Here is a 23,015-nt window from a genome sequence, read left to right on the forward strand (position 1 = left end):
ATGGATATTGAAGATCGGCTTAACTTATACAAAACTGATTATCTATTTCAAATAGATATGAAAGAAAAAATATATACTAGAATGGCAATTTTCTCTGTATTTATAACAGCATGTGTTACTGCGAATTTCACAATGTTTGATGCTTTATTAAAATTATCACAAACCCAACTTGCGTTAGTTGTTGGCATGTGGATATTTTGTTTATTCTATTTAGTGGCGATTATTATAAATTTTTATGGTATTTCAAAACATAAATACGATAAATTAGTAAATTCTAATATTGAAATGGAACAATATAGAATAGTTTTAAAAGATCATTTCACAGCTAATAGTACCACTCCACCAAGTCAGCAAGAAATTGAAGAATATGTAAAGGAACAATTTAATCTATATCTTATAAAACAATATGCGGAATGCTCTTCAGCATATTATTTAAATAATGTAGATCGTCAAACAAAACTGACTAAGATTGCAAGCAGCTCCTACTCGATTTTAGTCTTAACTTTAATTGTTAGTTTATTTTATGTTGGTCACAAACTTGAAGGGAAATTCGATGAGCCAAAATCAAAACATTCCACCACCACCACCACCACCACCGGTAAGAGTAATTAAGGGAGATAAATTGATTCCTTCGAAACCCACCTATCCCCCTCAACCACAAATCAAAAAATAAAATAAAACCCTCAATTGAGGGTTTTATTTAGTTCTGGCCAACTTTCATTTAGTCGCCTGACATCAATGACGTGTCCATCAGCTTTTTCTGCCAAGCTTCGATATTCTGCTGTGCAACTTTCGAGTAGCTCTGAGTTGGCAATGGTGTAGTTAATGATGGTTTGCTTGGGAGCACTGGACAAACGTTTGTTGGCTTCACTGAGTTGCTTTGACAACCCACTAGCAGCCAAGTCAGCACTACGAGCGGCAGCATTCGCATCTTGTATTTTTTTAATCGCATTTTGTTCTACCTCTATAATTTTAGCTGACCATGTTTGCATAATGGCGGCTTTTTCCTCTTGAGCCTGATCAATTGCATCTTGATAAGGCTTAATAGCATCAGCTACTGCTTTAGTTTTAACTTTTTCAGCATTTGCTAATTTTCCAGCAAGAGAATTGGCATAAAAAACATAGCCAAAGATAAATATCATTAAGCCTAAAATAATGTATTTGTAAAATTTACCTAACACGGCATCAATCATTTAAGCCACCTTTAGAAATAATGATTTTTCTCGTGCTCGACGATTGACTAAGCCTTGGATACGCTTTCCATTATCAAACACCCAACGATCAAATTGACTTGCAGCTGAGGTCAAACTGTTTTGATTAATAAGAGTAAGCATTGTGCTTTTTACAAATGCTGTTTCGCCTATGTTGTAGACAAAAGAAGCCAATGCATCAAATTGGTTTTGATTAAGATTGACTTTGACATTTTTATCAAGACAAGCATCAACCCATACACAATCGTTTTTAAGCCATTGTTCAGCTTCATTTCTCGTGCAAGTATCGCCTTTTTTAACTGATGTGCCATTTGGGTATTTAATGGTACCAAAGCCAATAGTCCAAACACCTCCTGTATCTAAATAAGCTGTTGAACGAAACCCCTCAGCATCTCTAATAATTGCATAACCGTTATCAGAAATATCTAGCTGTCCATTTACTAAAGGTTTAGGTATTTCAAAGCCAATAAGTTTTGCAAAAACATTTAAGCCATTTTTCTCAATAATCTGATCACCAGCCATAACCTGAGATTGACTTAATTTGCCACCAGACATAGCACGAAGCCATGAATATACCTGAGCAACTTGTTGTGATTGATCTGCGCTCATTGTTTATCACCTTTACCATTACTAAGTATTGAAATAAAGGCAGCTTTGACCTCACTAATAACCTCAGATAAAGGTTTACCATGCATCAATGCAATAGACTGATAAAGAATACCAATCCCTAATAATCCAAAAACTGCAAACATAAGCATCACAAAGCCTTGAGCCATGTGAGAATATTTTGATAATTCGTAATATTCAATAAATGCTGAACCGCCATAAAGGCTGACTGAAACGCTGAATAAAAACTTGCCTATAACACCCAAAGAAATTTGAATTTTTCCGTTTTTATCAATATCACCACTTAATACCAGGGCAAGAATAGCCCCCACTACGGCAGGCACAACTTTGATGATCCATGGAATTGTGTTTTCTTGCATAACTTGCCCCGAAATAAAACTCTACTTTATTTCGTAGAGTTTTATTTAAAGGTGGTTATTTAGCGAACCTTACAGGGGGTTGATACTGCTCTAAAATTAATCTATCGTAATTTCATATAATTATTATCTTTGAGATGCGCATGAGTGTATTAAAAATTACAGCATTTATTTTACTGTGTATTCCAGTAAATCTATATGCAGGGGTTTACAAATGGGTTGATGCAAAAGGTAATGTTACCTATTCAAGTAAGCCACCACCTAAGGGTGCTAAGCAACAGAATATAGAAACTTTACGATCGTTGGGTACAACCAGTACACCAGCACCTAAACAAACTTATCGCTCTAATTCATCCATTCCTGACACGTATGTAAATCACTATCAGGGCACTCGTCAAAATACTTATACTGTGCCTCGTCAGCCTACACGCTCTGCTGAAGATGAAGCATTGCGTCAAAAAATTATTCAGGAAGCTAGTACGCCATATAAAGGTTCTCAAAATGGTCAGTTAACCGCAAACCAATTAAGAACCCTAGCAGCAATGAATGGTGTAAATGTTTCAAGTGGTGATAGTTATTCAAACTCAAATAACTCTTACTCTGCACCTATGCCACAACGTCAACCATCCACAATAACCAACTGTGATGGTGCAGGATGTTGGGGTTCAGATGGCACACGCTATAATCGTGGTGCAGGTGATACTTATTTCCCTTCTACTGGTGGAATATGTCAGGGTGTTGGTGGGCAAATGCAGTGTAACTAAGTTATAAAACATAGAAGATTAAAGAAGCCACCATAAGGTGGCTTTTCTATCACTAATTATTCACCAAAAGCAAAGTAACCAGCTTCACGTGCATCTTGACGATTCCGTGACAAATATATGCCATCTTCCGCACGATCTATACGACGTTGGCGATTACGATAACTTTGATTAAGGTTCATTCTAGTTATACGACGTGATGGATTTTTGTCATTGAAACCTTGAATTTGTTCCCAAATTTCATCCATCTCTTGTTGGTCATCCATCATTTTCGCTCGTGACCATAAAGCCATTAAACGACTACGACGCTCATTAAGCTTTCGGTTAAGCTGATAAATTGCTGTTTTGCCTTCACTGGCTGTACGAACATCAGATGGTGAGAACCCCATACCTTGGACAAGTAAATCCATTGAACTAACTTCATCCATGATAGATACACCAGTTTTGTCTTGGACACCCTCATCAGCATAACGATAGGTTTTAGCAAAGTTTTTAAGAAACACTGGCAGCATACTTTCCACTCCACGTAGATTATGCCCTTCTGAAATTTCCTGTGCACCTTTTGCGATATTTGCCCCAATCCCGCCAATAGGCCCCAAAGCTGCTGATGCTGCAGAATCCCACCATTTTTTACCTTCTAACCCTTCTTGTACGTCTGGTAATAAAAGATTATTAATACCAACACGACTAGAAATATCCACACCAATACCGCGTGGCGCACCTTTCATCAGCATATTTGAAATGGTTGGATTAAATGCTTCAGCAAGATAGTTACGCAGTGCCACTTCCGCATCCCAAGGTTCGTCGTCATCCCCGCCCATCCAAGATGCAACCGACAACAACATTCCAACCATAGGCAACCCAAGCGCACCAGCAAAAGTTGCGTGCATTGCCAAAATAGCCCCAAGTGATTTACGAGCTTCTTTTCGTTCAGCTTCCGTTTCACCTTTAATGGACTGATAGGTCTGACGAGCCAATGTGTAAAGCATGTTTTGACCAAACTGTTTAAACAGTAAAAGAACCTTGGCAACGTTGCCTTGCATGATACGTGGACGGTTGCCAGAACTGTAATCAAAGTGTCCTTTGTAGGTCGCATCTACAGCTTGATCAAATGCTGAATCGTGATTTTCACCTGATTGACGCGCTAGACGATATGCTGCAATAAAAGTAACTTCACGGTTAAATCTTTCAGCACTATGGAACATGACACTCGCTGCACGCATAATCGGGCGTGTCTTCCACATCACACCACTATCTTCACCCTGTGCAATTCCTGCTAAATCATGTGCCTGAGTGACATCAATCACGCCACGCGCCACAGCATCTTCATAAGCCTGTTTTTCATCTTTATTTAGAAATTTGGAAATATCAGAACTAACAGCCTTATAAAGATCAGTTTTCGTGCCTTCCCACTTCACTTTATGAAACTCTACACCCTTCCTAAAATCATTGGATGTTTTCAGTAACTCATTAGCTGCTTTGTCAAAACCCCATTTAGCACCCATGATCGGATATGCAACCAATGCTGTCTGCGATAAGTTGACCATCGCTGCTGCTGGCGATAACCCCAGGTAATAAATAAAGCCTAGACTGGTTAAAGCACTTGATAAAGGTGATGACACTGGATTCATTAAATTTTTATGACGTTCTTCCATTTCATCAATGACACTTTGAGCTGTCGGTTGGTCATACCCAATGCCCTTGTTAAATTGCTCTTTAGAATACTTTTTCATCTCATCAAGCTGCTGTGCTAATTGGTCGCCATAGCGTAACTTAGCAAGATAAGCAGCACCGTGAAACATATTCTGTGCAAATGCCCGTCGTGCATCTTGGCTAAACCCTGCTGTACCCTTACGGTGAATCCCATGTTTCGCCCAAGACAAATCAGGCATAGAAGATAAATAAAGCTGGCTTAGAGTATCTTCAAATTCAGCTTGTGTTTTTGCATCCAATCCTAGATTGCTCACTTCATCAAAAAGATTGGACATAAATCCACGACCAACGCTGTCACGGCTAGAATTGAACTTTGCACTTTTTTCTACATCATTAACGATAAAATCTGGGTATTTCTTCATTAATTCTGATCGTAGACTTTGTGCTTCTCCCATAGTTTCAGCACGGCTCACGCTCTCAACATCACCATTTTGGTTACGCATCAACACGATATATTTACCAAAACGAGCTAAAGGAAAATAAACACCTTTAATTTGACCGAAGAAGTTGTCATCCATCTGTTTAAGTAAATCAGCTTTTTTCTGATTGGATAATTCAGAACGTAAGATGCGCTCTTTAATTGCCTGATGTACTTCTGCATAGTGCTTTTTATAAGCATCCCGTGCTTTTAAATACATTGCCTGTGCTTCTGGTGATAGTGAATTATAGGCATCACGCAATTGCTTATATTTTGAAATGCTATCTCCCTTGACATGAGGCTTTGTCGGATCAATTTTTGCTAAGGTCGAATCGTGCATTACATCTGCTAAAGCTTCCTCATCCTTTAAATTCGCCCACTCTCGCACAATACTATCGGCTTTAGCACCTGCATCATTCTTATCAGAATCCATTTGAGCCGCAAGATCGTTGTACTTGTTTAGTTGTGGCAATAACTTACTGTAGATTTCAGTTAATTGGCGACGACCCAAGGCGGACAAACCAATACCCAACCAATCAATCTTTCTATCATCTGCTTTATCCTTAATAGACTTCACCGACAAATTCTTAATGCTCTCACTTAAATTATTGATTGTATTATCAAAAAACTGACGGCTATACAGAGGTGAAGTAGTATTTTCAGCATTATATGAGGATTTCTCAATCATTCGCTCAGCAAGTGCAACTATGTCATTTGGATTGAGGTTGAGATTTATTCCAAAATTATCAAATAGCGTTGCTTTAACATACGTCACTAAATTGTTTATAAGTTTTTGTAGTGCATTACGCTGTAATACATTACGTTGCTCCATTGTAGATGATAGTGTCAACAGATACGGTAAATACTCTAGATGTTGACGCTCAGAACCTTGTTCACGTTCTGCAAGCATCTTTGCAGCTAAAGCAACAGGATTACCCTGCTCAACCAATTTATTAAATTGATTCATCAATTCATTATATTGTTTTTGGTTCATCATGTTTTGGAACCCAGCATGACCACCCAACTCATGTAAGAATGTTGGCACTGTGCTTTCAGCAGTCAGATTCGATGCAACGAGTACCGCTTTACCGTTGTAATAGAAGCCCTCAACACCTTCAACCTGATAATCCTGAATAATCTCAAGCTTACCTTGTCGTTCAAGCTCATCAATGGTCTCTTTACCAAAACGATCAATCAACACGTCTCGTACTTGTTGAGTTGTAGAGCCTAAATTACTTTTAGTGCGACGGCTATAAAGTGGAGTATCAGAATTGTTCTTAGATGAAAATTCTTGATTTTTATATTTACCAAAATAGCTTCGATCAACTACAGCCTTACGAGCTTCTGACAAAAACATCATCAAATCGGCATCATTGTAACGTGAAAGGAATTTATCAAAGCCACGATCACGGAACCACTGACGAATATAGCCAATGACCTCTTTTAATTTTTGACGTACAAAAGGACGAGATTTAGCATTTTGAGCGACAAAGGCAAATAGCTCACTTACAGTTGCTTGTTGCGCATCTAATGGATCGTAATAGCCTTCCTCAACGCCATTTTTAAATGGCTTAATATAGGCATTATCGAATTGATTCATATCCACGCCATTATCTTTTGCTATTTTACGAATACCCTCAAGCTTACCCAGAGCATTAAATAGTTGTTGAAATTTGGTCTTATACTCATTTCCAAATAGCTTTTGAACACCAAAATGCCCAACAATTTCATGGGTTAATAATTCCTCATAAACATCAAATGTAGTAAGCTGTTTATTGCTATCCCCATAAACCTGATCAGCAACCACATAGAGCGTGCCATCATGCCAAACACCGCTTACATCATAATTTTGGGTTTTGCCATTTTCATCTTTGTAGGTTGCATCATTTTGTATGACTTTCGGAAGATCGCTAAAACTAGAAATGACCTGAACACTAAACCCATTGGAATTCACATTCCCGACTTTGTTGACCCCGATCCTATTATTAAGACTGACATTGATACGCCCCCTAGAAGACGCATCTTGTGTAGCGGACATTTTGAGATGTTGAAGAATAGAAAGGACTCTACGAGTAGCACTGACAACGGATAAGGGAGTAAAGGTCGTGTCTAATGGTGAAGCACCTCTACGCTCGTTATCAGGTTTTAATTTGTCACGACTATAAAGTTTAATCCCTGTTTCTGTTTCTTCTGTTTTTAGTGTATCAACCAAATCAGAAAACTTTGCATTGATTGCTTTTCGTTCTGTACCAGTAGGAAATGGTCGCTTAAAACCCCATGGGGTAAAAATCGCAGCACTCTCAGGGCCAAAATTCAGAAACGGACTGTAGCCACTATTTTGAGAAATTTTATCTTCTACATACCCTTGGAATGCACGTGCTGTCATTTCAGGAGTAGTAATCCAATAATCTGTACCGCGTCCCTGATCTAACTCTTTTGCGTTCATAGCAAAATCCGTTGGTATCATTTTCGCTTTCTCTGTACCATTTTGAGCTTCTGCCAATAGTTTGAGGCGTTGGGCATAGGTATTCATGTATTGACGTAATCGGTCTAGTACACCCTTTTGTTCAGCATTAAACCCTGATCTACCACGGACAGATTTATAAATCACACTTAATTTATCTAGGGCATCATTAGACCAACGTGCACCACTAAATATATTTCGACTATTCTTATTATTGTTGTGACGTATTTCCGTAGTAAGTGCCGTACCTGTAAGCAATAACTCAGCAACCGTATCAAACTCAGCCAGCTGTTCAGCTGAGGCAGCTTTGTTAAAGCGCTTGTAATATTTTGGATCAAGCTCACGATTAAGATCAGCACGTAACTTATCTAATTGATCTTTTAAGTTGTTTCTCGCAGAACTAACGAAGCTTTCAACCTTAACAGTATCATCAATATAGTTTTCAGATTTTCTAAAAATTGTCTGTACCAATTGTTTATAGGCTTCTTGCACATCTTCACGAACATTTGATTTATAAGAGAATCCAGAAGTGACGCTCATATCTTCAAAGTGTTTTGCAATCTTTAATGATCGACTGCCATCCGCGTTCGTTACCCATTCAGATGGGGCTTTGCCATCTTGTCGACCAAAATAGTGATCTAATGCATGCCACCATTCATGAGCTAATGAACCTGCGCCATTCAATTTGGTCAAGTTAATCACAGCACGTTCGGGTTCATAGTGCGCCTTTGCACCACTTAATCCTTGCCCTCTGGCACCAAACGCTAAAGCGAGTTCCCCATTTAGGCTAATTGCTGCAGGTGGGATATTTAAAATCTCAGCCAAGTCCATGAGACCATCAAAGGCATCATTTAATAGCTCTTGGCGTTCTGCCTGATTATTCCAGTTCCCAAATTCAACACCACGGAAACCAAACACACGAATAAAATCGGCATCTTTAGCATCACCTTTACGGCGATCTAGTCCTTTTCTTACCGTATTTTCAGGTCGAGGAAGATCAATTTCCCCAAAAGTTGTATTGGTTTCTAGAATTTCAATCGCATGGATTGCCATATATTTCATAGCATCTTCACGTGTTTGAAATTCTTGTTCGACAACTTTAACGCGCTTCCGATCACTAATTTCACGATAGATAGAAAAGCTATCTTTTCCAGCAGCCCACACACGATGCTTTTGAGCTACAGCTAGAATTGGTAGTGCAAGTTCAGCATCTTTTTGAGAATCAAAAAATTGTTTGCCTAGTTGCTTGGCATTCCCCTTCCAATCCTTTTTTCTTGTATCCGTGATAATCCATTTACCAACTTCATTTGGATTACTTGAGGCAGCAATTTCAGTAATCTCAAATCGCTTGGCCCAAGTTGGACGATTGTCCTTTGTAGTAGTGCCAGAGGTTTTGGGGCCAGTCTTCACTGAAGTATCTTTACGAGCACCACCAATTTTTTCACCAAAATCTTGAATCGTTTCTTTTTCAGATGTTGGAGCTGTCTTCTTTAAGGCTTTTGTAGGCTCTGATTGTTCTTGCGCTGTTTCACTTCTTGGGCCAGTTCCTCGTCCTGATCGTCCACCGCCAACTGTGCCAGCGTCTGGTTCATTAGATTGCGGGCTAGTGAAGATGTCTTGTTGCTTTTCGGCTTCGCTTTGTTTAAGTCTGTCATTTACTTGTCCTAAAATTTGTTCATTGCTTAAAGGCGCATCACCGAAAAGATTTGGAGATGCTTTTGCAGTCATAGCCAATTGCGCATACGACTTTAATGCGTCTGCAACTTTCTGGCTGCTTCGTGCTTTGTTGAGTTTATCACCACTATAAAAAATACTAATAAAGTCTTTCGTAACCTGGTCAATGCTGCCGTCAAATATATCGTCCTGATTCAACATTTCAGATAAAGATAAGTTTTGCTGACGTGCCTTACGTACCAGGTGGACCGCTTCAACCAAATTGGCTTCGACGTTCACGCCTTCAACCAAAATGCCATCTTGCACACCTTTACGGACTTGTGCCCATTGTGGTGCCGCTTCAATCAAGGCATTACCAATCGCCTTAATATCGCTGTCTTTAGATTCAATCACCTGACTAATAATTTGAGCATCATTAAAAGCAGCTGCAAGCAAGGCTGATTCAATACGGCGGTATCCGTCCTGAGTGAGTGATACCCCATCTTTATCAAGCATGGTGCCGCGTTCATTCTTAGATGCTACACCGGTTAAAAAGGCGTTCACAAAATCACGATTGGCTGTGTTGTTAAAGCTGCCCCCTTGTACCAGGTGCAAAATATCCATCACCTTTGGCGCATCCGACATAGCTTGTTCACTTGGACTCATATCCAGTGTGTCACGCTCATTGGATTCTGTTGTGTAGGCTACACGCTCGGCCATGTTCATTGGCGTGATACGTTCACGGACCAATACTGGCTGCTGCATGTTGTCCACATCATAGCCCTGTTCAGCTAACCATGCTTTGTATGCGTCTGCTTTGCCTATTTGGTAGGCTTTGCGAATCGCCAGGGTACGACCATTACCGCTTTCAACTTCATTACCAGGCGATACGATAGGCGCACCATTGGTAGAGCTTGCACTATCACCCAATAATTTAGGGTTAAGTTTGTTGGCAATGTCATTGACCTGGGTAACGGATTTTAAAGTGGTACGGTCACGTGGCTGCAGTGCTTGTGGGTATTCAGAATTAATCGCACCGCTGTCCAGGTTTGATGTGATCAAGTCGGCAGCTTCAACAACTTTATGCTGCACCTCAAATTCACGACCTGCAGGTGTAACAACCGTTTCGGTTTTGCCTGTCATGGTACCTTCATCTGTGAGGGTACCATCAACATCAAAGTTTTCGACTTCTGCTGCACTACTCATTCCATCAAAACCGGATGCGCGTGGGTCGTACTTCACGCCCATATACCAGGATTTTAGGAATGGTTTTGAACTATCACCCAAACTTTCCGTCATAGCTTTTGCATAAGCAGCAAAGGTACGCACACCACGTTCAATATGGTACAGCGCAAGTTCGGTACCAAGCACAATCAGTTCAGGATCAACACCACTGTTAAGCTGTGATAGTTTGGCTTTAATGCGTTTTTCTAATTCAGCACGACGTTCATCGGTCACAAATTTGTTTTCAGATACTTTGACTTTCGGTTGTTCTGGTTCAACCTTTGGCACTTCTGCTTTTGGCGCATCGGCTTTCTTCTCAATCTCACGCGCCTGGCGTAATGCCACAGCACGATCAGAAACAGAGCGTAATCCGTTCTTAGCACTAGCTTGTAGTTTTTTAAAAAGTGGATGCTCAGGATCGGCCTTTTCTAAAGCCTTGTTCATTTCCTCTTGCCACTTGTTTACCGGATGCTGTGATTCTGTTTTTTGCTCAGGAGCATTCACCGGCTTAGTGGTATCACCAGTCTTAATCCAGGTCTTAAACTCATCCATAGTCATGCGTTTAACCGGACCAGTTTTCCAACCTTTGTCGAAGTTGGACTGATACGCTGCTACAGCTGCTTCCTGGCTATCAAAACCAAGCATCACCTTATGCTCATCAAATCCACCGCTTGCCTGGTCGATCTGGTCCACCACAAACACCTGGTCTGAATCGGGATTTTCACCGACATAAGTATCGATGTGTTCCTGGTCTGCGCCTTTGGTCCCCTTGATATATCCATAATGGTTGCTCATGGTGTGTGACCACGGCTTGCCATCTGGATCGGTACCACTGCGCTCGGATCCTTGCGGATTCTCCACGGCAATATCCAGGTTATTTACTTTGATGTGACCTTTCTTGTAGTTGCCGGCTTCGATCTGTGCCTGTGTCGGTGCAGGTAAATCATTTTGCACACTGGTCGCGGCTTCATGTGCTGCATTATCTAAATCAGACTGTTCGTTATTCCCTACCCATTCACCGCTATGTGGGTCCTTAACCGCAGTCACCTTGCCCATGAAGTTACGCGCATCATAGTCAATCTTGTAATTCGGATTGTTCTTGATCTTCTCGTATTCACGATCAGATAATTCATAACTGCCCGATGTTTCAATTTCGTCGGCAATAGAAGTCACACGCGCATTGGTCAGGCCATGCGTTTCACGGACACGATCATTTTCAGCTGTGAAGATTTCAGGATTCGCTTCACGCATACGCTGACGTGCTGCATTAATTCGGGTAGTAGATTCTTCTATTTTTTTAAATTCGCCACTCAGGTTTTCTACAGTAGTCTTTTGTGGTTGATTCAAACTTACACTGCTTTGCGCCTGTTCTGTCAAACCATTTTGCAACTCTGTAATCTGTTTACGGATCTGTGCCTTTTTCGCTACACTTTTTTCATTTTTAAACTGTTTTTCAAGTTCAGTAAGCTGCAACGCACTTTGTACATTCTTCGGTGTGCCGTTCTTGTCATCTTGTGACAAGTGCCAAATTGCTTGCTGTAGGACTTCATCCTTAGTTGGGCGTTTTGGCCATGCATCGCCTGAAACAAAACTTGAATCACCTTTGAAACTTAGGCTTGAAAAATGCGTATTACCACGACGACCTGCCGATGTAATTTCAGCGGTTTTTGCAAGTTCTTCTGCTCGCTTATATAAATCAGGTAATTGCTCCTTTACCTTTTCATTTGAACGTGCCGATGCTGTGTTTCCTAAATTTGCAATGTATTTGCTGTCCTCTGCATTGTTGGCTTGAGCTTCTTTACTTGCCTGTAAACTCAAATCACGCACTTGAGCACGCAACTTATTTTCATTGTACGGATTTGGAACATCATCCTGATTTGAACTTTCTGTTTTTGGTAAAGTATCTACATTTTGCGACGCACTTTGTAATTTTTTAGGCTGAATCTCAAAACGCTTACCATCCTGAACCACCTGATAATCATTGCCTAAATTTTTCTTATCAATGAATGCTTGTGCTTTATCCTGTGTACCAAACCATTTATTTTTACCATCTTGGCCTAAGATTGGTTGAACAGTTTGCGCTGTTGTTGTTTTCGCTCTATCTGTTTCAATTCCTCCACCAATTGCATCCACTGCATTGAGGTCATACTGTTGAGAAATTGATTCGCCTGCATTGTCAGCCTGTGTATTACTTTGATCAGGCGTATATCCTAATTGTGGAGTAACAGGTGATGCCCCACTATCCACCGCCAAAGCTGCTGCAGATGACATAGGCCCATCATTGGGATTAATCCCCATTTGCTGTGAAGGTGTTTGGCTGGCTGGTGGTACAGAATTCAACAAATCATCAAAGGCTGCTTCACTGCCATAATCACCATCAAAATAATTACCATTCGGTGCTGGTGGTGTATCTGGGCTGACTGGATTACCAGTTGCTGCACTGCCATAATCAAAGCCATTATTGTTTAATAAATTATCAGCATCCATTGATGGCTGATCATAAACAAAAGCTGTGCGGCCTTGGTTACCCCCCTGTGACACATCTTCACGTGGGATATATTCGCCAGTTAAAGCATTATCTGGACTTGAGCCTAATTGTGGAGGTGCCGATGGTAGATTAGGTGAGCCTGATTGTTGTTGGTTATCTTGGGATTCTGTACCTGTGTTACGACCAGATAAGATATTGGCAGCACCACCCATTGCCATACCAGCCAAAGTCCCCATGACAGCCGCATCCTCAATGCCATCATGCCAAGGCTTATCCAGGGCTAAATTTTGTATGACTTGTTCTGAAACTGTTTGAGGTAATTCTTCTAAAAAGCCTTCTGAAATTGCACCTTCAATTACACGACGAGGTAAAGACTTCGCAGGCATTGATGCAATCTCACCAGCGATTTCAGCTGGACCAGCACGCCCTGTTACAAGCATGGTATCAACATCACCAATACCCATTTTCTGGGCAAGACGACCACCAGCAAAACCAATCAAGCCACCTAATGCGCCAGTGCCGACACCTGCTAAAGACTGGTCTGCTGTTAAGCGTCCATCTACCGTTTGTTGGCGAATTTGTTCAGCTTGGCTACCCGCCATAACTGCACCTTCACCAACTGCACCAGCTACAACGGGATTGGCTATACCCGAAGCACGACCTAATGCACCGCCAGCTAACATTGAAGGAACAGATTCAACTACGGTATTAGCAATTAATGAGGGATTTCTTAAGGCAACTTTTGTTTTATCAACGACTTTATCTACCCAATTTCCATCTTTACCAGCATCAGCAAATTCTTGTTGTTGGGCTTTATATTGGTCTGTATGTAAATTACCTAGGGCTTGTTTGGCTTCTTTAGGTCGAAAGCCAACAGTACCATTTTTATTCTCAAGTATTTTACCGGTAGCACCATCAGACATGACATCCATGATACCAACGGCCAATTCAGGTACAGCAACCGCACCTTTTAAAGCAGATAAGCCAGTATCTTTTAAGTGCCCAATTACACCTTTCTTTTCACCATCAAGTGCACCTGTAAATGGTTTTAATGCTGGCTGTTGATTTGTATCAATATTTTCGTCAAGTTTACCTGTAAATGGTTTTAGGGTAGATTCTGACATGATGCACTCCTATTGGTATGTGCATAGCATGTATAAAGGGTTAAAAAAGGTCTAACCTTAGAGGGGGATAGACATTGTTAGGTAGTTCGAAATTTTTTGACATGCGGTTGATTGGCAAATCAAGGAGTAAGTATGCACGATATAATTTATGGTATTGGGTATTTGAGTATTATTGCGATGTTCTATTATGCTTTACACTTATACATGGAAAAAGACAAACGTACTGAGTTTGAGGAACTACGTGACGCATATCATCGCTTGAAAAAACCAAGCATCAACATTTACGATGTATTCGGTAAAAGTTCAAAATGGTATATTGAATATAAAGAAGTTGGACAACATATTTATGTTTATTTTAAAGACTATAATCGCTATTCTGAAGAGCTAAAAGAATACTTAAAATCGAATAATGTGAAAGTAATATCACATGGCACTGTTAATAAAAGCGATTGGAAAAAATGGTAATAACATTATTTTTAAAAAATCGATATAAAAATAGCCACCCGAAAGTGGCTACCCCAATTAATTGCCTATAAAGCGATTACCTTGAGCATCCTCATAAACAGGCTTACCATTGCTTGTACCTACTTGACGTGTCATACCATTTGGTAGATTAGTCGATGATGCAGCTGGTGTATTAACGAACTGCTGTGTCTGAGTATCAAATAATTGTTGAGGTCTGTTTACCATAGTACCTGATTTGTCATTCCACTCCTGACCACCACCCACAGTCATATAACGATCTTTACCAGTATCTGCTTTATTACCTGCATAACGATTAATTTTTTCTTGAATGGATTTACGATCTTCATCCGATTTCGCAGCATCATATTGCTCGTACAATTTCTCTAATCGTGCTGAGTTACGAATGCCAAAACCTTTTTCAGTGGCGTTAAGATTAAATTCTCGATTAGCTAAATCATTGGTAGCTTGGAATTTTTGTGCATCAAAGCCTAAATTTGCATTAAATCGGTTATTGGTACCTTGCTCACCTAGTTCCGTACGATAGTTCTGTCCAGCTTGCCCCATGGCTTCACGCTGTAAAGCAGCAACGTTGTTCGCATCGGTGGTATAACGTTGATTGGCACGATTATCCTCACCTTGCTGTAAATCAGACAAAGTACGGACTTGATTAGCAGTTAATCCTCTTGCCCCTGCAATCGGTGTACTTGCTGCACGAATTACAGCTTGACGTTCAGCTTCCTGTGCATCATTACGTTGAGGTGCTTGTACAGGATTATTACCATAACCTCGCATACCCAAGCCTAAATTCATTTCACGTTGAGCAATTGCATTTTGAATCTGTTGTTCAGTCGGTCCCATTTCTTGAGTATTGGCAAATAAATTTGCTACCCCACGAGGGTCATTCACTGGTCTTACTTTGAATCCTAGTCCTTCGCCTTCTCTAATACCATCTGCTCGTGCTTGAGCTGCTGCACTAGGATTAGCATAGCTAAAGCTGTTTCCTTTTTGCTGAATAGCATAAGGATCAGAATTTTGTCCAGAGTTTGATGGAGTCTGAGCTTCAGGCTGTGTTTGTGTAGTAGGTGGTGTTTTATTATTACCAAATGGATTGTTTACAACAGTATTTGGCTTATTTTGTTTATTATTAAATTCAGGTTGAGCTGCTTTTGCTTCACTTGCAATACGTTGTTTATCTGCATAAAACCGACCAGCTTGTCCAAAAGTTAAGGCATTACCCAAATCTGATGCATAACCTAATCCTCTGATACCGAAGTCTTTAGCAAACCCTTTTACAGTACCCAAATCTTCAGGTGACTGATCACCAAAACCAAAACGTTCTCGATAATCCTCACTTGGTGTCGCAGCGTTTGCGAACAAAGATGATGCAGCACCTAAATAACCAACACCTTTTACAAGCTTGCTGTTATTGACAAAATTTCTTATACCTCCGCCAAAACCGCCACCTTGTGTTGGTGCTGGATTCGCTGGACTAGATGATGGTGTGGAGTTGGATGTCACGGTACTCGATGCAGTGTTATTAACATTCGTACTAGGCATAGGGCGATTAACATCACGAGTAATGCCTGAAACATCACGCATTTGTGGTCCACCAACTCTATTTTGTTGTGCACGACGAATATCATCTGCGCTTGGGTAGGCACTTGGTACGAGTCCGCCATTTGCAAAAAATAACTCAGGTTTATTTTGACCAGGCTTGAAACCCAATTGAGGTTGATCAACAGGTACATGTGTTTGATTTTTCATGGCATCAAGTGTTTGCACACCAACCGAATGAACTTGGTCAGGCGAGAGTTGGAACTCACCGTTACTGAGATTAACTGGCGTGGGACTCCCCATATTTTTTAAATTATTGGTACCAATCTGCTGAGTAGAATCAGCAGGCATAATATAGCTACCTGCTGGAACATTTTTTTTAACATCATCAGAAGTGCCAGTACCTGCACCTTGAATTAGTCCATTTTCATCTTGCTTTGAACGTTTTTTTAAGCCGTACATGACACTTATTCCAATATAAATATCATGTATGGTTAATCAATACAGGCTGTAAGCGTTAGCCTTACAGGGTTAGTAGCTATAGTTGTGGCTTTCACTCTTGGATTCAGATTCACTTGCGCTATAAGACAATGAACTTGAACCGCTGCCACTGATACTTGCCGACACGTGCATGGCTGACATGGCACCTGCTGCAAGTTGTGTATTGAACTGCGCAATACCTTTCATGCTTTCCGCTGCAAGTTCGGCTTTCTTGATAGCATTACTGAGATCGACTTCATATTTTTTGATCTGCATTTCAGCATACGCCAGGTTGGTGCGGATATTCATATCGGCATAACGTGCCTGGGTTTCTGCATTGGCGATGCCTGTACGCATTTTCATATCAGCAAATTTAGATTGAGTATCTGCATAGGCCAGATTTGTACGCAAATTTAAGTCAGCATATTTGGCCTGGGTATCGGCATTAGCTAAGGCAACACGTGTACGAGATTCGATATAGCGGTTATAAATATCACTATTGGCAATCGTTGTCCTTAACGCCAGATCTGCATAACGCGAATGTGCTTCTGATACAGCGATTGCAGTACGTGAGCGCATATCAGCAAAGCGTGACAAGGTATCCGAATTAGCAATACCGACACGGATTTTCATTTCAGCATACTTAGATAAAGCATCAGCTAAGGCAATTCGTGTACGTGAATTAGATTCCACAATATTGCTTTGCGTATTCATCTTTTCAATTGAAAGCTGAATCTGAGACTTCATGGCTTCCAGATTAGCCGTGTATGCTTCTGTTTCAAACTGCAATTTCTTCGACTGCGCATCCATTGATGCACGATACGATTCTGTATTGGCCTGAAACTCTGCAATTCTTACACGTGCCGCTTCCAGCTTCATATCACCTTCTTTCATCTTAATATTTGCTTTAGATGAAAGACCTTCGATAGTGGTGGCATAAGTACGTGCCATTGATTCATAGGCTTGAACCTTGGTACCTTCGGCCTTGATCTGTGAATCAAACATTTCAACCTTGATCCGTTCTGCACCGACCTGCTCACTGTATGCTTGCACTTCGGTTTTATAGGCATCAAAGTGACTTTTCACTAGGTCAGCACGTGCAGTTGCACCTTGGATCAGTGCTTTATACACATCCACATTCGACATAACCGCATCAATCTTGGCTTTAAAAATATCAACGGTCTGTTGATTAATCTGACCAATCGCTACCTGTGCATCCACCTGGGAGCGAAATGCCGTGATCTTGGCAATGGTGCCTTCAATTTTGGTCTTATATACGTCAATCATGGATTTAAACGCATCGGTACGTGCATTAAAAATCGAGATTTGTGCATTGAATAGACTAAGTTTACTCTCGACTTGGAACTTGGCTGCATCCATCACATTGCTAACATAGGCAAGCCATAGATCTTGCTTTAGCCGTTCCAGGGCAATGCCTTGTTCTGTCAAAAATCGGATATGTTCAAGCTGCTTTTCAAAAGACTGGATCATAATGTCACGGTTCAGATCCGCAGCTTTTAAACGTGCATCATCCCGGATGGCATCGATCTGCTTTTGGGTGGACCCCTGTGGCAAGCTATAACCGCGACTGGCCCACTGATCAATCACCTCTTGTACTGCGCGTTCGGTTTCACGACTATTGCGTTCACGTGCACGATTGAAAAGTGAATTTTCAATCTCTGCAGGTAAGCCGGTACCGGTAGCAGTGCCATTCATCCAGGCACGAATTTCAGCGACTAAAGGCTGAATTGCGCTGTCCTTGTTGTAACTTTGATAGTCCGTTGCGGCAATCGCCTGGGCCTGGTGCATAATGCTATCAATATCGCTAGGTAGCTCCACACTAAATTCAGGTGGCAATTCATCGAATACTGGTAAGGATTCTGGCTCATATACTGGTAATGTAATCGCTTGAAGCTCTCCAATTTCAGGCAACACAATTTCAGGTGCATCAGGGATTTCTACACTGCCAATATCAATATCTGGTCGCACTGGCAAATCAAAATTACCCAGGCTTGGTAATGTTGGAAAGTTTAAGATTGGGTTTTCAGGTGCTTCAGGTAAATTAAGATCAGATAAATCCAGGCCGCCTAAAAGCTCTGAAACATCAATATTGACTGCGTTACGACCAATATCCAGCCCACTTAAACTGAGTTGTGGCAGTGTGCCGATTTCAATATTGGTATCGATTTCAGGTAAAGCAAAATTGGTAAGCTCTGATGGAATCTCAATCTCATTCTGCATGATCGGTGCATCAGGCAAATTGATCTCAAGACTAGGGATTTCAGGAGATGTAAGTGCAGCCGGCTTTTCAATATCCAAATCTAATAAATGTGGTGTAGGTACAGTCACATTTAATTCAGGCGTATCTGGCATATCTATCGTTGGAAATTGCGCATTCTCAGGGCGTGGCAATTCTGGTGCACTACCCACCGGTTCGACCGTAACACTAGATAGCGTCGTCATGGCATTACTCATTTCTCCGAGTAACTGATTGCTACGCCCTTCAAAGTATTTCATCTTGTCCTGAACTTCGGAAATCGCCTGATCAACGACATTGAGTGTAGGGATAATCATGTTTAAATTCTCCGTTTTGTTTTAGTGATGTTCACAACCATGTCGTTAATGTAGGCTGTAGATCCCTCGATATTGACTGCAAATTCAAAGTGTCTGCCACGTAAACCGCGACCAAAGACCACACGGCCATTGGTTAAATATTCGCTTGGTTCTTTTTGTAGAACATAATTAAATTTCTGAAGATATCCGCTTTGTGTGGTAACCACATCAATGGATAAATTACCCTCCAGGCTATATTCCAGGATCATGCTTTCTGGATGGACTAAGCCACCATCTCCTAGATCTAATCTTGCTGTCTTGATCTGTGCAGCGACTATACTGGCACCTTGTTTAAGTTCTTTAATACCGGTATCTGTCACACCATAAAGCCGGCCATCAATCACAATCAATTCTTCATAAGGGAAATCATAGTAGCGGCTCATGTTCCAACCATCGGCCGTTGCGGTCCATGCTCCGATAATTTCTCTACCATCGTGGTATTCATCATCCAGGAATAACAACTCACTCACACTAGATGAAGCACGTTTAATGCCTTCAATGGATTCTGAAAAACTTAAACTGGATTCTGCCAGGCTTCGTACTTTCCGATGCCCCGATACCTGATCTGAAAACACCAGGCTTTCAACCACCAGTTCAACCGTATCGGATAATTTTTGAAACTCATCACCAAACCGGATCGTATCTTCAATCGTGTCACTGACAATTCTTACAGCATGGTCATGCAGTTTAAAACTTTCTGATACCTGGCTATGGACAAGGTTATGTTGTTCAACCTGATGACCAAGTCCTAAAGTTTCAACAATCAGGGTTTTTAATTTGTCACGTGTGCTATCTGACAGGACCAGGCTTTCTTCAATCAGATCACTGGAACGTGACAGGGCATGTAGGCTATCGCTTAATTTCAGCCGATCACTGATACTTTGGAGTGCAGTTTTATAGGTGAAATGTGCATCGGCTACTTTAAACGGCTCGATGTGCATAACCTTATAGCTAACTTGCTCCACTTCTCCAAGGCCAAGATCCTCAGTGATTAGTTCAGATTGTTTCACAAAACTATGGTCAGCCAGGATAAAGGTTTCTTCAATCAGTTGAAATTTACGAACAGCATGAAACACCTGGTCAGCAAAACCGAGTTCAGTATCTAATCGTCCGATACGACGTGACAAATCAGCATCGGCTAACTGGATGATTTCTTCTACATTGTGGCGAATCTTGCTCAGGATCGTGGTGGTAAAGCCAAAATTCTCTACATCCCCTGATGTAACTTTTCCGAAAGCATCGGATGAAAGCACAATCGTTTCCTGAGTATCATCCCGATAGTTACTCATTGATCACTCCGATAAAGTGGTTGACCCGGTTATGGTTGGCCAGGTTTGAATACCCGGTATATTTCCAGGCACCGGCATCATTGGTTTCGTTAATATTGGCATAAGTCACCTGTCCAAGAAAAACCTTACTGCCTGCACGTTGCATGGTTAAACCGTACTGGTCTGGTGAAGGGAGAAAGTAGTGGTTTTGCGGTGGCTTGGTTAATATTGTGATGATCAGATCATTGACCACCCAATTTAGATTCCCGGTAGTTTCAATAGGTGTCGTAACTGTATTGGAATATTCCCTAACCTTTGGAGGTCCACCACCACCAGACTGCAGCCACTCGTTATTATCAGGATGAATCAGCCATCCATAGTCTGTAGGCATGGTAGGAATCCATGGACCTTGATCCGCAAAATCAGAACAGGTTAATGGTGTGTAGTTCTGAATTTCCACCCATACCGGGTTGCCATTTTTGGGATAGGGCTTTCCAGTCTGTTTGCTTAACGGTGTGTTCCAGGCAAATACTGCATCATAGGTCCAGTATTTATAGGTGTACGGATCCTGCACATATTTAAGCTCAAGAGATTCGGTATTGGTTTTATTGCCACCTGTTACACGGTTGGCATGAACTACGCAATTGCGGTTAAACATCGGCACCAGAACAGCCAGTTCTATATTTTTATCCCGGATCGTTTCCGTTTTGGTGAGATGGGTAAAATACCGGTTTCGCCATAACTCCCCTTGCATGGAATAGAAATGGGTAAAGGAGAAATGCGGTTGGGTGTCATACCCTTTATCCACTCCTTTAATCGTGGTATGCGTTACCGTTGGTGAGATTTCATCCCGATCATCTATATCAGTCAGATAAAAATGCCCTGAAATTTTGGTCTTGCCAGTGGTTTCGGTGCGGTGCCAGGATCCTACCGTCATACACTGTTCATAATCCGTATCGACCTGCTTGGAAAAATCCCTGGGTGAATAGAAATATTTAACGACCTTCAATGTATCATCATCAAAATAGGCATACATGATGGTGTCACATTCCGCAGCCGGTGCATTCGTGTCCAAAGGGCTAAAGTCAAACGAATAACAGAAGCCCATCATCATGTCTGGAAGCTTAATTTGTGGCTGCAGATTGGGCTTGGCATGGTGGTAAAGTTTACCGTTGTACAGTTTGATCACCTTACCCTTGTGCATGGCAATGGGCTCACAGACATAGTTATCCCAATAATTCACTTCCGCACCCATATCATTTGAGATATTTGCAGCACGTGCCAGGATTTCGGATTGTGGGATATGTCGAATCTTGTAGCGTATAGCTCGGGATAGGTTGTTTTCAGCAGGCAGACTGGCCATAAGATTAGCCAGGTATCGGCCCAGGTCCGAGCGTTGTGCGTCCGTCAAATCACTACTACCCACGTTAACCTTGTCGGTGCCATAGTGTTTGTCTGTGGACTGCAGGTCCAGTTGCATTCTAAAAGTTGTGCACTCAATGATGCCTTTTTCGTTATATCTAAAGCCGGTGTTATAACCAATCCGGCCAGTGTTATTGAATGACCAACCACACGCAGTAAACATGGCTGTATGCGAAAGGAAATCTGCAGTATCACAGATTTCAATAATCACACCGGCACGAAGCCATTGCTGAAATTCGTCAGATTTTTCTGGAAAGCATTCACCCGATGGAAATGCACCAAAGGTTTCCAAAACCTCTAACAACTCAGGATCACCCAATTCCTCTTGAACATACTGGTGAAACTTAGGATCTGCAGTAATCGGGATGATCGGTAATGGCATTGCATATACTTTACTACTGACCTGGATCAGCCACGGCTTATGTTCATTGTCAAAAGCTACCGCATGGGTCTTGGACCATTTGTAGTCATACTGAAATTCGCCACGCTTATCTGGTAGCCCACTGTAGCCAGGCAAACGTACATCACGATATTTATCCTGAAATTCAAGCAGTAACTTTTCTGGTAATTTCATTTGCACACGTTCAATGGCATCATCAGGCAGGGATTCAAATTCCTGTATTCCATAACCGCCTACAAACTGATGCAGCTTGGCCATAGTACCGCTATACCAACCTGGGTTATGTGCCAGGTATTGAGTGCGTTTAAACACACTTTCACCCTGAATCATAAATTCAGGGAATCTATAGCTTTGCTCAATGGTAAAGCGTTCCAGTTCAAGTTCTTTGGCAATATTGCGCTCAAGCTGTGCTTCCAGGCGACCACGACATTGCTCAGTGAGTTTGATTTTGACTTTTTCACCTTGGCGAACGGTGGCCTTTTCAATCACACCACTAAAAAACATCGGGATAAATGTTTTGACCAATCCATCATTGATGAACTTGAACTTTTCCGGTTCTTGCTTGTCTGCCAAAACCTTAAATACACCGCCGACGTGCTGCACAATGAAGTACCCACCATAGGGTAAATCATAGACCTGTTTTAAGTTTTCGAGTTGGGCTGCGTCCTTAAAACTAAGAAAGCGGTGAATCTCTGAAATGATACGGTCCGTATCCTTATCAGTGAGTTCACCGCTGATTACATGCAGCCCATAAGGAATAGGGCCAGTCATGTT

The 23,015-nt window shown here is 41.4% G+C and carries 11 protein-coding genes; 3 read left to right on the plus strand and 8 right to left on the minus strand.

Going from position 1 to position 23,015, the window contains the following annotated elements:
* Positions 1-612: a hypothetical protein gene (locus tag WA352_RS07610; RefSeq protein WP_336141810.1), complete on the plus strand. Its 612-nt coding sequence runs from the start codon at positions 1-3 to the stop codon at positions 610-612.
* Positions 613-683: 71 nt separating this feature from the next.
* Here the strand turns inward: WA352_RS07610 and WA352_RS07615 are convergent, their stop codons facing one another.
* Genes WA352_RS07615 through WA352_RS07625 form a run of 3 tightly spaced genes read right to left on the minus strand, consistent with a single transcriptional unit; the run spans position 684 to position 2,197 of the window.
* Positions 684-1,193 (minus strand): hypothetical protein, encoded by a 510-nt coding sequence (locus WA352_RS07615; protein WP_336141813.1) that lies wholly within the window; start codon positions 1,191-1,193, stop codon positions 684-686.
* On the minus strand, positions 1,194-1,820 hold the full coding sequence (locus WA352_RS07620; RefSeq protein WP_336141815.1) for a lysozyme: 627 nt from the start codon (positions 1,818-1,820) through the stop codon (positions 1,194-1,196). It abuts the gene before it with no gap.
* Positions 1,817-2,197, minus strand: coding sequence for a hypothetical protein (locus WA352_RS07625; RefSeq protein ID WP_336141818.1), 381 nt, complete (start codon positions 2,195-2,197; stop codon positions 1,817-1,819). The genes WA352_RS07620 and WA352_RS07625 overlap by 4 nt, the downstream gene beginning before the upstream one ends.
* Before the next feature lie 140 nt (positions 2,198-2,337).
* Between WA352_RS07625 and WA352_RS07630 the strand changes: the two genes are divergently transcribed.
* Complete coding sequence (locus WA352_RS07630; RefSeq protein WP_279185991.1) at positions 2,338-2,958, plus strand: DUF4124 domain-containing protein; 621 nt, start codon at positions 2,338-2,340, stop codon at positions 2,956-2,958.
* A 56-nt stretch (positions 2,959-3,014) separates the two neighbouring features.
* Here WA352_RS07630 and WA352_RS07635 read toward each other — a convergent pair whose 3' ends face one another.
* On the minus strand, positions 3,015-14,039 hold the full coding sequence (locus tag WA352_RS07635; protein ID WP_336141823.1) for a PLxRFG domain-containing protein: 11,025 nt from the start codon (positions 14,037-14,039) through the stop codon (positions 3,015-3,017).
* A gap of 132 nt (positions 14,040-14,171) precedes the next feature.
* On the opposite strand from WA352_RS07635, the gene WA352_RS07640 reads away from it, so the two are divergent.
* A complete protein-coding gene (locus WA352_RS07640) occupies positions 14,172-14,504 on the plus strand; it encodes a hypothetical protein (RefSeq protein ID WP_336141826.1) in 333 nt (110 codons plus the stop codon).
* A gap of 57 nt (positions 14,505-14,561) precedes the next feature.
* Here WA352_RS07640 and WA352_RS07645 read toward each other — a convergent pair whose 3' ends face one another.
* The 4 genes from WA352_RS07645 to WA352_RS07660 form a co-directional block, all read right to left on the minus strand.
* Positions 14,562-16,520, minus strand: coding sequence for a hypothetical protein (locus WA352_RS07645; RefSeq protein WP_336141828.1), 1,959 nt, complete (start codon positions 16,518-16,520; stop codon positions 14,562-14,564).
* A 69-nt stretch (positions 16,521-16,589) separates the two neighbouring features.
* Complete coding sequence (locus tag WA352_RS07650) at positions 16,590-19,112, minus strand: hypothetical protein (RefSeq protein ID WP_336141830.1); 2,523 nt, start codon at positions 19,110-19,112, stop codon at positions 16,590-16,592.
* 2 nt (positions 19,113-19,114) lie between these two features.
* On the minus strand, positions 19,115-20,440 hold the full coding sequence (locus tag WA352_RS07655; RefSeq protein WP_336141832.1) for a hypothetical protein: 1,326 nt from the start codon (positions 20,438-20,440) through the stop codon (positions 19,115-19,117).
* Positions 20,433-23,012 carry a hypothetical protein gene (locus WA352_RS07660; protein ID WP_336141834.1) on the minus strand — a complete coding sequence of 860 codons (2,580 nt, stop codon included), beginning with the start codon at positions 23,010-23,012 and terminating at the stop codon, positions 20,433-20,435. The genes WA352_RS07655 and WA352_RS07660 overlap by 8 nt, the downstream gene beginning before the upstream one ends.
* Between the last annotated feature and the right edge of the window lie 3 nt (positions 23,013-23,015).

It is taken from the genome of Acinetobacter sp. 102, assembly GCF_037028485.1.
Classification (GTDB): domain Bacteria; phylum Pseudomonadota; class Gammaproteobacteria; order Pseudomonadales; family Moraxellaceae; genus Acinetobacter; species Acinetobacter higginsii.

Bases quoted from the DNA above. Each gene is read 5' to 3' on its own strand.
- WA352_RS07640 (WP_336141826.1), top strand. From the start codon at position 14,172: ATGCACGATATAATTTATGGTATTGGGTATTTGAGTATTATTGCGATG.
- WA352_RS07650 (WP_336141830.1), bottom strand. From the start codon at position 19,112: ATGATTATCCCTACACTCAATGTCGTTGATCAGGCGATTTCCGAAGTT.
- WA352_RS07655 (WP_336141832.1), bottom strand. From the start codon at position 20,440: ATGAGTAACTATCGGGATGATACTCAGGAAACGATTGTGCTTTCATCC.
- WA352_RS07660 (WP_336141834.1), bottom strand. From the start codon at position 23,012: ATGACTGGCCCTATTCCTTATGGGCTGCATGTAATCAGCGGTGAACTC.
- WA352_RS07645 (WP_336141828.1), bottom strand. From the start codon at position 16,520: ATGTACGGCTTAAAAAAACGTTCAAAGCAAGATGAAAATGGACTAATT.
- WA352_RS07615 (WP_336141813.1), bottom strand. From the start codon at position 1,193: ATGATTGATGCCGTGTTAGGTAAATTTTACAAATACATTATTTTAGGC.
- WA352_RS07610 (WP_336141810.1), top strand. From the start codon at position 1: ATGGATATTGAAGATCGGCTTAACTTATACAAAACTGATTATCTATTT.
- WA352_RS07625 (WP_336141818.1), bottom strand. From the start codon at position 2,197: ATGCAAGAAAACACAATTCCATGGATCATCAAAGTTGTGCCTGCCGTA.
- WA352_RS07620 (WP_336141815.1), bottom strand. From the start codon at position 1,820: ATGAGCGCAGATCAATCACAACAAGTTGCTCAGGTATATTCATGGCTT.
- WA352_RS07630 (WP_279185991.1), top strand. From the start codon at position 2,338: ATGAGTGTATTAAAAATTACAGCATTTATTTTACTGTGTATTCCAGTA.
- WA352_RS07635 (WP_336141823.1), bottom strand. From the start codon at position 14,039: ATGTCAGAATCTACCCTAAAACCATTTACAGGTAAACTTGACGAAAAT.